This is a genomic window from Streptococcus pseudopneumoniae, from assembly GCF_001074975.1.
Lineage (GTDB): Bacteria > Bacillota > Bacilli > Lactobacillales > Streptococcaceae > Streptococcus > Streptococcus pseudopneumoniae_D.
In genome coordinates this window covers 2,072-12,268 of the sequence record NZ_JUUO01000094.1, presented here as the reverse complement: position 1 = coordinate 12,268, position 10,197 = coordinate 2,072, and the positions used below count along the sequence as shown (strand labels likewise).

General features: G+C 41.9%; 13 protein-coding genes and 1 pseudogene. 5 read left to right on the top strand and 9 right to left on the bottom strand.

Annotation, left to right across the window (positions count from 1 at the left end; translation table 11 throughout):
• Nucleotides 1-100 precede the first annotated feature (100 nt).
• The 4 genes from murT (at nucleotide 101) to ADI86_RS12225 (ending at nucleotide 3,788) form a co-directional block, all read left to right on the top strand.
• Entirely contained in the window at nucleotides 101-1,444 is a 1,344-nt protein-coding gene (gene murT, locus ADI86_RS05315) for a lipid II isoglutaminyl synthase subunit MurT (RefSeq protein WP_049532076.1), read from the top strand.
• A complete protein-coding gene (gene gatD, locus ADI86_RS05310) occupies nucleotides 1,444-2,226 on the top strand; it encodes a lipid II isoglutaminyl synthase subunit GatD (RefSeq protein WP_049532075.1) in 783 nt (260 codons plus the stop codon). Before murT ends, gatD begins: the two co-directional genes overlap by 1 nt.
• Nucleotides 2,227-2,536: 310 nt before the next feature.
• Nucleotides 2,537-3,619 carry a M24 family metallopeptidase gene (locus ADI86_RS05305; RefSeq protein WP_049532074.1) on the top strand — a complete coding sequence of 361 codons (1,083 nt, stop codon included), beginning with the start codon at nucleotides 2,537-2,539 and terminating at the stop codon, nucleotides 3,617-3,619.
• 16 nt (nucleotides 3,620-3,635) lie between these two features.
• Entirely contained in the window at nucleotides 3,636-3,788 is a 153-nt protein-coding gene (locus ADI86_RS12225) for a hypothetical protein (RefSeq protein ID WP_241486541.1), read from the top strand.
• Nucleotides 3,789-3,918: 130 nt separating this feature from the next.
• Here ADI86_RS12225 and ADI86_RS05300 read toward each other — a convergent pair whose 3' ends face one another.
• The 8 genes from ADI86_RS05300 to ADI86_RS05265 form a co-directional block, all read right to left on the bottom strand.
• Nucleotides 3,919-4,380: an ECF transporter S component gene (locus tag ADI86_RS05300; RefSeq protein WP_049532073.1), complete on the bottom strand. Its 462-nt coding sequence runs from the start codon at nucleotides 4,378-4,380 to the stop codon at nucleotides 3,919-3,921.
• A complete protein-coding gene (locus ADI86_RS05295; protein WP_049532072.1) occupies nucleotides 4,358-5,131 on the bottom strand; it encodes a bifunctional hydroxymethylpyrimidine kinase/phosphomethylpyrimidine kinase in 774 nt (257 codons plus the stop codon). Before ADI86_RS05295 ends, ADI86_RS05300 begins: the two co-directional genes overlap by 23 nt.
• Nucleotides 5,121-5,870: a tRNA pseudouridine(38-40) synthase TruA gene (gene truA, locus ADI86_RS05290; protein ID WP_049532071.1), complete on the bottom strand. Its 750-nt coding sequence runs from the start codon at nucleotides 5,868-5,870 to the stop codon at nucleotides 5,121-5,123. The genes ADI86_RS05295 and truA overlap by 11 nt, the downstream gene beginning before the upstream one ends.
• A 98-nt stretch (nucleotides 5,871-5,968) precedes the next feature.
• A complete protein-coding gene (locus ADI86_RS05285) occupies nucleotides 5,969-7,120 on the bottom strand; it encodes an MFS transporter (RefSeq protein WP_049532070.1) in 1,152 nt (383 codons plus the stop codon).
• A gap of 238 nt (nucleotides 7,121-7,358) precedes the next feature.
• A complete protein-coding gene (locus ADI86_RS05280; RefSeq protein ID WP_049532069.1) occupies nucleotides 7,359-7,988 on the bottom strand; it encodes a Pr6Pr family membrane protein in 630 nt (209 codons plus the stop codon).
• 2 nt (nucleotides 7,989-7,990) lie between these two features.
• Complete coding sequence (locus ADI86_RS05275; protein ID WP_049532068.1) at nucleotides 7,991-8,329, bottom strand: zinc ribbon domain-containing protein YjdM; 339 nt, start codon at nucleotides 8,327-8,329, stop codon at nucleotides 7,991-7,993.
• Between the two features lie 129 nt (nucleotides 8,330-8,458).
• A complete protein-coding gene (gene cmk / locus ADI86_RS05270; RefSeq protein WP_049532067.1) occupies nucleotides 8,459-9,130 on the bottom strand; it encodes a (d)CMP kinase in 672 nt (223 codons plus the stop codon).
• Nucleotides 9,131-9,138: 8 nt separating this feature from the next.
• Nucleotides 9,139-9,609 (bottom strand): SAG1386/EF1546 family surface-associated protein, encoded by a 471-nt coding sequence (locus tag ADI86_RS05265; protein WP_049532066.1) that lies wholly within the window; start codon nucleotides 9,607-9,609, stop codon nucleotides 9,139-9,141.
• A 45-nt stretch (nucleotides 9,610-9,654) separates the two neighbouring features.
• Between ADI86_RS05265 and ADI86_RS11095 the strand changes: the two genes are divergently transcribed.
• Nucleotides 9,655-9,861 carry a ferredoxin gene (locus tag ADI86_RS11095; RefSeq protein ID WP_001824692.1) on the top strand — a complete coding sequence of 69 codons (207 nt, stop codon included), beginning with the start codon at nucleotides 9,655-9,657 and terminating at the stop codon, nucleotides 9,859-9,861.
• A 50-nt stretch (nucleotides 9,862-9,911) separates the two neighbouring features.
• Here the strand turns inward: ADI86_RS11095 and ADI86_RS05260 are convergent.
• Nucleotides 9,912-10,197, bottom strand: a pseudogene (locus tag ADI86_RS05260) (glycosyltransferase); the annotation flags it as partial.

Genomic DNA, 10,197 nt, shown 5'->3' with positions numbered 1-10,197 from the left:
CCGTACTCAAGTACAGCCTGCGGCTAGCTTCCTAGTTTGCTCTTTGATTTTCATTGAGTATCAAATCTGTCTTTTCCCTCTTTTATGATATAATAGAAACATGAAATTAAAAACTACTTTGGGCCTTCTTGCTGGGCGTTCTTCCCACTTCGTTTTGAGCCGTCTTGGCCGTGGAAGTACGCTCCCAGGGAAAGTCGCCCTTCAATTTGATAAAGATATTTTACAAAACCTAGCTAAGAACTACGAGATTGTCGTGGTCACTGGAACCAACGGAAAAACCTTGACAACTGCCCTCACTGTCGGCATTTTAAAAGAGGTTTATGGTCAAGTGCTGACTAACCCAAGCGGTGCCAACATGATCACAGGAATTGCGACAACCTTCTTGACTGCTAAATCCTCTAAAACTGGGAAAAACATTGCCGTCCTAGAAATCGACGAAGCCAGTCTATCTCGTATCTGTGACTATATCCAGCCAAGTCTTTTTGTCATTACTAATATTTTCCGTGACCAGATGGACCGTTATGGTGAGATTTACACAACTTATAAGATGATTTTGGATGCCATTCGTAAGGTGCCTACGGCTACTGTCCTCCTTAATGGAGACAGTCCACTTTTCTACAAGCCAGCTATTCCAAATCCTGTACAGTATTTTGGTTTTGACTTGGAGAAAGGACCAGCCCAACTGGCTCACTACAATACCGAAGGGATTCTCTGTCCTGACTGTCAAGGTATCCTCAAATACGAGCATAATACCTATGCAAACTTGGGTGCCTATATCTGTGAAGGCTGCGGATGTAAACGTCCTGATCTCGACTATCGCTTGACAGAATTGGTTGAGTTGACCAACAATCGCTCTCGCTTTGTCATTGACGGACAAGAATACGGTATCCAAATCGGTGGTCTCTACAATATCTATAACGCACTAGCTGCAGTTGCCATCGCCCGTTTCCTCGGCGCAGATTCACAACTAATCAAGCAGGGATTTGATAAGAGCCGTGCTGTCTTTGGACGCCAAGAAACCTTCCATATCAGTGACAAGGAATGTACTCTTGTCTTGATTAAAAATCCAGTCGGTGCAACTCAAGCTATCGAGATGATTAAACTAGCTCCTTATCCATTTAGCCTATCAGTCCTCCTCAATGCTAACTATGCAGACGGTATTGATACTAGCTGGATCTGGGATGCTGATTTTGAACAAATCACTGAGATGGATATTCCAGAAATTAACGCTGGCGGTGTTCGTCATTCTGAAATTGCTCGTCGTCTACGAGTAACAGGCTATCCAGCTGAAAAAATCACTGAAACAATCAATCTGGAACAAGTTCTCAAGACCATTGAGAACCAAGACTGCAAACATGCCTATATCCTAGCTACCTATACTGCTATGCTTGAATTCCGCGAACTGCTGGCTAGTCGTCAGATTGTTAGAAAGGAGATGAACTAATGGTTTATACTTCACTTTCCTCAAAAGCTGGCAATTTCCCCTATCAGCTCAACATTGCCCACCTCTATGGAAACCTCATGAATACCTACGGGGACAATGGAAACATCCTCATGCTCAAGTATGTGGCTGAAAAACTGGGTGCACATGTGACGGTTGACATCGTTTCTCTCCATGATGATTTTGATGAAAACCACTACGACATTGCCTTTTTCGGTGGCGGTCAAGACTTTGAACAAAGTATTATTGCAGACGACCTACCTGCTAAAAGAGATAGCATTGACAACTACATCCAAAACGACGGTGTGGTTCTCGCTATCTGTGGCGGTTTCCAACTATTGGGCCAATATTATGTTGAAGCTTCAGGAAAACGCATCGAAGGGCTCGGTGTCATGGGCCACTACACCCTCAACCAGACCAATAACCGTTTTATCGGTGACATCAAGATTCACAATGAAGATTTCAATGAAACCTACTATGGATTTGAGAATCACCAGGGCCGTACCTTCCTATCTGATGACCAAAAACCACTGGGACAGGTTGTCTATGGAAATGGAAATAACGAAGAAAAAGTCGGCGAAGGGGTTCATTATAAGAATGTCTTTGGTTCCTACTTCCACGGGCCTATCCTCTCTCGTAATGCCAATCTAGCTTATCGCCTAGTCACCACTGCTCTCAAGAAAAAATACGGTCAGGACATTCAACTCCCTGCCTATGAGGACATTCTCAGCCAAGAAATCGCTGAAGAATACAGTGACGTCAAAAGCAAGGCAGACTTTTCTTAAACAAAATGAAACTATATCAAAGAACTTTACATCTTGTCGAAGTTCTTTTTGTCTTTTCTTTTATACTGAGCAAACTAGGAAACTAGCCGCAGGTTGCTCAAAACACGGTTTTGAGGTTGTGGATAGAACTGACGAAGTCAGCTCAAAACACGGTTTTGAGGTTGTAGATAAGACTGACGAAGTCAGTTACATATATCTACTGCAAGGCAACGTTGACGCGGTTTGAAGAGATTTTCGAAGAGTATTACCCTTCTCCCTTGCATTTTCTCTCTTTTTTTGCCAAAATAGAGGGGTAGAAAGAAGGTAGCATATGTCTAAATTACAACAAATCGTAACATATCTTGAATCAGAAAAACTAGACGTCGCTGTCGTATCTGACCCCGTCACAATCAATTACCTCACTGGCTTTTACAGTGATCCTCATGAACGCCAAATGTTCCTTTTTGTCCTAGCGGATCAAGAACCGCTCCTCTTTGTCCCAGCCCTTGAGGTTGAGCGTGCAAGCAACACTGTTTCCTTCCCAGTTGTGGGCTATGTGGATTCTGAAAATCCATGGCAAAAAATGAAACATGCTCTTCCACAACTTGACTTCAAACGTGTCGCTGTCGAATTTGATAATCTTATCTTGACCAAATACCATGGTTTAAAAACTGTCTTTGAAACAGCTGAGTTTGAAAACCTCACTCCTCGCATCCAACGCATGCGTCTCATCAAATCAGCTGACGAAGTGCAAAAAATGATGGTTGCAGGTCTCTATGCGGACAAAGCTGTTCATGTTGGTTTTGACAATATTTCTCTTGATAAGACGGAGACAGATATCATTGCCCAAATCGACTTTGCTATGAAACGTGAAGGTTATGAAATGAGCTTTGATACCATGGTCTTAACTGGTGATAATGCTGCAAATCCACACGGCATTCCAGCAGCTAATAAGGTTGAAAACGATGCACTTCTCCTCTTTGACCTGGGTGTTCTAGTCAATGGCTATGCGTCAGATATGACGCGTACAGTCGCTGTCGGTAAGCCAGACCAATTCAAGAAAGATATCTACAACTTGACTCTTGAAGCCCAACAAGCTGCTCTTGACTTTATCAAGCCAGGTGTGACTGCCCATGAAGTAGACCGCGCTGCCCGTGAGGTCATCGAAAAAGCTGGTTACGGCGAGTACTTCAACCACCGTCTCGGTCACGGTATCGGTATGGATGTCCACGAATTTCCATCTATCATGGAAGGAAACGACATGGTCATCGAAGAAGGCATGTGCTTCTCTGTTGAACCAGGTATCTATATCCCTGGTAAAGTTGGTGTCCGTATCGAAGACTGCGGTGTTGTCACTAAGGATGGATTTGACCTCTTTACTAGCACCAGCAAAGATTTACTTTATTTTGATTAAAATTATTTAATACTCAATGAAAATCAACGAGCAAACTAGGAAGCTAGCCGCAGGTTACTCAAAGCACTGCTTTGAAGTTGTAGATAAGACTGACGAAGTCAGCTCAAAACACTGTTTTGAGGCTGTGGATAGAACTGACGAAGTCAGTAACATATATAATCCAAGGTGAAGCTGACGTGGTTTGAAGAGATTTTCGGAGAGTATAAAAATATTCCCACAATAAAACGCATAGTATCAAGGTTTTTCAACACCTGATACTATGCGTTTTTCTTATTTGAAAGATTTTTGACTCAACCTCTTTACTTAATCTTCTTGATACTTTGACTAAGAATAAATCCTACTATCATCCCTACTATATTTTGCATGAAATTTGGTAAGATTTCTGGTAGGGCTGCTGCCCAGCCATTCATCAAAGTAGAACCCAAGGCGTAGCCCCCTACCATGGCAATCGTTGCTAAGATAAGGCCTAACCACTGAGTTTTTCCTTTAAATCCTGCGAAAAATCCCTGCAAGCCATGGTTGACCAAGCTAAAGAACATCCACTGAGGGTAGCCTGATAAGAGGTCAATCAAGAAACCTGCTAGTCCTCCGACTACAGCCCCTTCACGACTACCGAAGTAGAAAGCTGCAAAGAAGACACCCGCATCTAAAAGGGTTAGAATGCCTGTAGGTGTTGGAATTTTTAAGAAATAACCTAGAACCACAGAAAGGGCGGTTAAGAGGGATACAAGGGCGATTTTAGTTGTTTTTGTCTGCTTCATATTGTCTCACTCCATACTGATCTGCTTGTGCAATAGCACGATAAACGAAAGCCTTAGAGCTTTCTACTGCTGGTAAAAGTTCATCACCTTTGACTAGGTGACTGGCAATGCTAGAGGCAAAGGTACAACCTGCACCAGCATTTTGGCCTTGGATAACGGGATTTTCTAGGACTGTAAAGGTCTGTCCGTCATAAAAGACATCCATAGCCTTGTCCTGACTAAGGCGATTGCCTCCCTTGATAATGACTGCTGGTGCTCCTAAGGCATGTAATTTCTGCGCTGCAGCCTTCATGTCTTCCAAGGTTTTAATTTCCTGACCAGCTAATAATTCTGCTTCTGGGAGATTAGGCGTAATCACACTGACATGAGGGAAAAAGCGAATCAACTCTTGGCAGAGTTCACTGACAGCTACATCGTGCGTTTCCTTGCAGACCAGGACAGGATCCAATACCACAGGCACTCCTGGGCGTTGTTTGATAAAGTCCAAGGCCTTCTCAGCCACACTGACAGTTGGTAAAAGACCAATCTTAATTCCCCCAAACTCCACATCACGCAAGCTATCTAATTCATGTTGAAAAATAGAATCGTCAGTTGGAAAGACCTCAAAGCCCTTTTCTGTCAAGGCTGTCAGACAAGTCACTGCTACAAAGCCATGCAAGCCGTGCAAGGTATAGGTAGCCAAATCAGCAGACAAACCACCACCACTAAAAATATCATTTCCAGAAAGTGCTAAAATACGATTATTCTTCATAACGAATCTCCTTTAAATACAAACCATTTGGTGCTGCAGTGGGTCCTGCAAACTGTCTGTCTTTTTTCTCCAAAATCAAGTCAATCTGCTCTACTGGCATGCGGTTGTTGCCGATTTTGAGAAGAGTCCCCACCATATTGCGAATCTGCTTATACAAGAAACCATTTCCTGAAAAGGTAAAAGTCAAAAACTGGCCTGTCTCATCAACTGTTAAACTAGCTTCTGTGATGGTGCGAACCTTATCCTCTACACTAGTCCCAGAGGCTGTAAAACCGGTAAAATCATGGGTTCCCTCTAGCTTTTTGATTGCAATCTGCATCCGTTCCACATCAAGTGGGTAGGGAAAGTGAGTGGCATAATGACGGCGCATAGGATTTTTGGGACGTCCTCTATCCACAATAAACTCATAGGTCTTGCTATGCTTGGCATAACGGCAATGAAAATCATCTTCCACAAGCTCAATCGAAATCACATCAATATCTTCAGGAGACTGGGTGTCCAAAGCAAAACGGAGCTTCTCCTCATCCATCTGATAGGGTAAGTCAAAATGAATGACCTGTCCCAGGGCATGAACCCCACTATCTGTCCTACCAGCACCGTGAACAGTAATGGCTTGCCCCTTATTCAATCTAGTCAAGGTTTTTTCAATTTCCTCCTGAACGCTACGCGCATGAGGCTGGCGCTGAAAACCAGCAAAGGCATAACCATCATAGGAAATAGTTGCTTTATATCTCGTCATAACTTCTATTCTATCAAGAAATTAATCTGTAGACAAGGTTCTAAAATAAATATTGTCTGGGTACAAAAAACTCAAAAGAAAAACTTAGGAAACCAATCCTAAGCTCTCTTTTGAAGTAGGTACATGACAAAGATAGAGGTTACAATCAACCAACATCCTAAGATACTAAATACCAACATCCCATTTTGTGTTAGCAAGCCAATTGCCCCTAGAACGAATGGGGTCGTAAAGGCTCCAAAACTACAGCCTAAAACCGCAAATGAGGTGGCTTGATTGAGGAGTTTAGCTGGAATTCTTTCAGAGACAAGTTGAAAGACCGTCGTCAAGGCTACACTGTAGGCAAAGCCAGCCAGAATGCTTCCTGCCACTACCACCCACAAGGATGGCGACAAGGCAATCACAATTTGCCCTAAGCCGAAGGTAATGCCAGACCAGAGGAGCAGTTTCTCTTTAAAGATAGAAATCAAGAAAGAAAAACTCACACCAGCCACAATCCCGATCAACTGCATGATACTAAGCACAAAACTAGATAACTGGGCATCTCCAAGTCCTCTTTCCACCATCAAACTTGGAATACGAATGGTAATAGCCGTATTGGTACAAACTACCACTGCTGCTTCAATAGCTAGGATAAAAATCAAGCCTTTCATTTCCCGAGTTAAGCGACTTGCTTCCTTCTCTTTTTTCTTGACTTCTTTCTTTTCCTTTCCATAAGGGACAAAGAGCAGATAAAGGGTCAGCACCAAAAATCCAGCACTATAGGCTAAGAAGGTAGCTGTCCAACCAAAGGCCAACAACTGGCCAACTGCCAAGGTAATGAGAGAAGCCCCAACGACCTCTGCGGAACCGCGTAGCCCTAGCATCTGAATTCGCGTTTTCCCTTGATATCGTTCACTGATAATGGAAATGGCCTTAGCATTGATCATACCAACGCCCAAGCCAAAAAGAATCCGTGTTCCAAAGACAAAAGGATAGGCTTGATACCAGAAGGGAGCCGTCCCGCTGAGTGATAAAATCAGCAAGCCCAAACTAATCTGTAAACGCTCAGGAAAGATTTTTTCTAAGAAACCATTTAGTAATAACATAATCATGATCCCGAAGGAAGGCAAGCTCGCCAAGAGCTCAATTTGTTCTTTAGGATAGCCTTGATAATAGTCAAACATGGCTGGCAGGGCACTCGAGATGGAAAAGGATGTAATCAAAACGAGGGAGAGAGCCAAAATACTGGCCCGTTCTAAAAATTGTTTCATGAAATCTCTTTCTATATTTTTCTTAATCTTCTACTTTTTGATACTTATCAAACAATCAAGAAAAGAAGAAGTCTCATTGGTATATAGACTCCTTCTTAAACTAGAAAATGAATCCCTTGTGTCTTATACTCAATGAAAATCAAAGAGCAAACTAGAAAACTAGCCACAGGTTGCTCAAAACACTGTTTTGGGGTTGCAGATGGACGTTGACGTGGTTTGAAAAGATTTTCGAAGAGTATTAGGATGACTTTCTCTTGATTTGCTTAATAAAGTAGAAGATAAATCCTGCCACCATATAGGCAACAAAGATAATCAGACACCACTTGAACACAACATCCCAACCCTTGTTCACATTCAAAAAGAAGTACGGGAAGGGACTGACCTTAGAATTAGGAACATCTAGTTTCAGTACCAAGCCATTAAAAAGAGCAAAAATCATATAAAGCAAGGGTAAAATCGTCCACACAATTGGATCCCAGATTTTATATTGTCCCTGTTTGTCAAACAAGAGGGTATCTGCTAAAAACCAGAGGGGAACGATATAGTGGCAAAGGAAATTTTCTAGAGTATAGAAATTAGTTGCAATGGGCGCCAAGAGGAAATGGTAAATCACACAGGTAATCATGATACTCATGGTGACCCCACCTTTTAAGCGCAAGAGACTTGGCCTTTGCCAGTTTTCACCTAAACGGCTCATAACCTTTAGGAGATAGAGCGTAAAAATCGCTACTAAGAGGTTAGACAGAACCGTATAATAGAGAAGCATCCCAAATCCACCATGCTTGGCGATTTCAAGATAAACTCCCGTAAAAGCCGCTAGAAACAAGAAGATACGGCTATAAAATACAAATTTATAGTTCTTTGACATGTTTAAATTTTCTTCACAAATTCTGATTTAAGTTTCATGGCACCAAAGCCATCGATTTTGCAGTCGATATTGTGATCGCCTTCTACGATGCGGATATTTTTCACGCGCGTCCCTTGTTTCAAATCTTTTGGCGCACCTTTTACCTTCAAGTCCTTGATGAGAGTTACAGTATCACCGTCAGCCAATTTATTTCCGTTGGCATCGATAGCAACAAGGCCTTCTTCTACATCTGCAACTTCAGCAGGATTCCACTCATGAGCACACTCTGGGCAAACCAGTAGGGCACCGTCTTCGTAGACATACTCTGAGTTACATTTTGGGCAATTTGGTAAGTTTTTCATAGTTTCTCCTTATCATCATTCACTATTCTTTGAAAATAAAAATTTCTCGAACAGCAACTATTATACCCTAAAATCAGCATTTTGACAAATTTAGAAAAAACCGATATCAATCTATCGGCTTTTCTACATTTACATTCTTTTTTCAGCTTCTGCTTTGATTTTTTCAACTACTTCTTGAATGTTCAAGCCGGTTGTATCAAGGTAGACAGCATCCTCTGCTTGTTTGAGAGGCGAAGTCTCACGATGACTATCCTTGTAGTCACGCGCAGCAATTTCCTCTTTTAAGGTTTCAAGGTCTGTCTCAATTCCCTTGGCAATATTTTCCTTGTAACGGCGCTCTGCTCTTTCATCTACCGAAGCTACTAGGAAAATTTTCAATTCTGCTTGTGGCAATACAACAGTCCCAATATCGCGACCGTCCATGACAATACCGCCTTGTTGGGCAATTTCTTGTTGGAGAGAAACTAGTTTCTCACGAATTTCAGGAATTGCCGCAACAACTGAAACATGATTGGTCACTTCATTTTCACGGATAGGATGGGTAATATCCACATCTCCTACAAAGACAAGCTGTTCTCCAGCTTCTGAACGTCCAAAGCTGATTGGATGCTGGTCCAATAAGTCTAAGAGTTCTTCAACTTGTTCAACTCCTAACTGGTTCCTGAGAGCCATGTAGGTCGCTGCACGATACATAGCACCTGTATCTAGATAGGTGTATCCAAAATCCTTGGCAATAATCTTTGCGACCGTACTCTTGCCACTTGAAGCAGGACCGTCAATAGCAATTTGAATTGTTTTCATATCGGCTCCTATTTTATTTTTATAACATCACCTGGATTAGCAAACCAAGATCCTGTAGCCATATGTCCAGGATTTAAGGCCTCTAACTGAGCAATCGAAATCCCAGCACGAGCTGCAATGGCTGCTTCTCCTTCTCCAGCTAAGACTTTTGTCGTTCCTTCTGGATCTGTTGGATGTTCTGAGCTACTAGATGACTCTTCTACCTTCTCCTCTGAACTACTACTAGAAGTAGAAGAAACTTGCTCTACTTTTGTATCTGAATCGTAAAAATCTTTCAAGGCTGCTGTGCGATTACTCCCACCCGATGACAGATAGATAAGAACAATAATCATCACCACCACAATTACAAAGAAAATACTAGCTAAAATAGTCAAGATACGGTTAGCTATAACTCCCCCACCCTGTGATCTAGAACGACGGCCTGATCTTGTTTCTTCCTGATTTTCATAAATATCTTCTTGCCACGGTTCTTTTGCCATACCTTACTCCTTGTTTTTTTTTACTTTTCTTATTACAATATAAATATGAAAATCACACTTATACCTGAACGATGTATCGCCTGTGGGCTTTGCCAAACTTATTCTGATTTATTTGATTATCACGATAATGGAATCGTGCGCTTTTACGATGACCCTGATCAACTAGAAAAAGAAATTTCTCCTAGTCAGGACGTCTTAGAGGCCGTTAAAAATTGCCCAACTCGCGCCCTGATCAGAAACCAGGAAGCCTAAATCAATGGCGGTAATCCACTCCTTCTAGTTTAGCATATTTCCATGTAAAATTATAGTCTTTTCTCTCTATTTTTTTCTGTAAAATCAGGAAGGTCACTTTTTTCTTTGATAAGATAAAGTGGTCTTTTTTTGGTCTCTAGATAAATCTTACTGATATACTTGCCAAGAATCCCAATGGTCAAGAGTTGAATACCTCCAAGAAAGAGGATGACAGCCATCAGAGAGGTCCAACCTGATGTCGGATTACCCAAAATGAGGGTCCGAACCACAACAAAAAAGGTCATAATCAAAGAAATAAAACAAGATAGGAGACCAGCCACAAAAGCTATAATCAAG

Coding starts and splice junctions, on each gene's coding strand:
- murT (WP_049532076.1), top strand. CDS start 101: ATGAAATTAAAAACTACTTTGGGCCTTCTTGCTGGGCGTTCTTCCCAC.
- gatD (WP_049532075.1), top strand. CDS start 1,444: ATGGTTTATACTTCACTTTCCTCAAAAGCTGGCAATTTCCCCTATCAG.
- ADI86_RS05305 (WP_049532074.1), top strand. CDS start 2,537: ATGTCTAAATTACAACAAATCGTAACATATCTTGAATCAGAAAAACTA.
- ADI86_RS12225 (WP_241486541.1), top strand. CDS start 3,636: ATGAAAATCAACGAGCAAACTAGGAAGCTAGCCGCAGGTTACTCAAAG.
- ADI86_RS05300 (WP_049532073.1), bottom strand. CDS start 4,380: ATGAAGCAGACAAAAACAACTAAAATCGCCCTTGTATCCCTCTTAACC.
- ADI86_RS05295 (WP_049532072.1), bottom strand. CDS start 5,131: ATGAAGAATAATCGTATTTTAGCACTTTCTGGAAATGATATTTTTAGT.
- truA (WP_049532071.1), bottom strand. CDS start 5,870: ATGACGAGATATAAAGCAACTATTTCCTATGATGGTTATGCCTTTGCT.
- ADI86_RS05285 (WP_049532070.1), bottom strand. CDS start 7,120: ATGAAACAATTTTTAGAACGGGCCAGTATTTTGGCTCTCTCCCTCGTT.
- ADI86_RS05280 (WP_049532069.1), bottom strand. CDS start 7,988: ATGTCAAAGAACTATAAATTTGTATTTTATAGCCGTATCTTCTTGTTT.
- ADI86_RS05275 (WP_049532068.1), bottom strand. CDS start 8,329: ATGAAAAACTTACCAAATTGCCCAAAATGTAACTCAGAGTATGTCTAC.
- cmk (WP_049532067.1), bottom strand. CDS start 9,130: ATGAAAACAATTCAAATTGCTATTGACGGTCCTGCTTCAAGTGGCAAG.
- ADI86_RS05265 (WP_049532066.1), bottom strand. CDS start 9,609: ATGGCAAAAGAACCGTGGCAAGAAGATATTTATGAAAATCAGGAAGAA.
- ADI86_RS11095 (WP_001824692.1), top strand. CDS start 9,655: ATGAAAATCACACTTATACCTGAACGATGTATCGCCTGTGGGCTTTGC.